General features: G+C 60.2%; 1 protein-coding gene. It reads right to left on the bottom strand.

Annotation, left to right across the window (positions count from 1 at the left end; all coding sequences use genetic code 11):
- Window positions 1-275 (bottom strand): transposase family protein (locus AS25_RS02685; protein WP_253270450.1); only part of this gene is annotated, 275 nt, incomplete at its 3' end.
- Window positions 276-666 lie beyond the last annotated feature (391 nt).

The following is a 666-nucleotide window of genomic DNA, read 5'->3' as shown; positions in this document are numbered from 1 at the left end:
CTGAACGTCACGACCTCGCAGGCGTCCTCCCGGCACCTGAAGATCCGCTTGCGCCACACCACCCGCACGGGCACCCCAGCGCAGGGCAGATCGTGGAGCACGACCTCCCGGCGGCCGTGGCCGGTGGCGAGCACCCCGCAGGACGGGCACCCCACCAGCGTCGGAAAAGTCTCCACCACCACGGTGAACGAGCGTGGTCCGCGTTCCACGGCCCTGACATGGACGTCGGGCAGGTCGAAGAGCGCGCACGCCGGCGCGCAGATAGCATGAGACACGTCGAGGCCTTCATGGATCGGGTTGCTTGGTCGCTACCCATCCTGGAGACCTCGACCTCTACCCAGACCTCACAACACACCCCTCGAGACGCCCACGCGCACACCGCTACCCATGCTCATCTGTGAAGGGCCTGTAAAGTCCATGGGCACATTTAATCACGACTTGGCCAGAACTGATACTCATATACTTCGCCCGTTCATACAGAAACTCATATACATTCTCCACACAGGCTATTTTCGCTAAATTTAGGATCGTTATTGGGAGTTTCTCGCCGGGATGAGGCGTCGAGCATAGGTGCGGACAGGAGCAGTGCTCAGGCGGCATGGCGCAAAAATCTCGAACAGGATGAGTAAGCGACCAAGACATCTGCCCGCCACAGCGAGGTTTTTT

The organism is Kocuria marina (assembly GCF_000786655.1).
Taxonomy (GTDB): domain Bacteria; phylum Actinomycetota; class Actinomycetes; order Actinomycetales; family Micrococcaceae; genus Kocuria; species Kocuria marina_A.
Note: the sequence above shows the minus strand (reverse complement) of the source record. Positions and strands in the feature narration are given on the sequence as shown.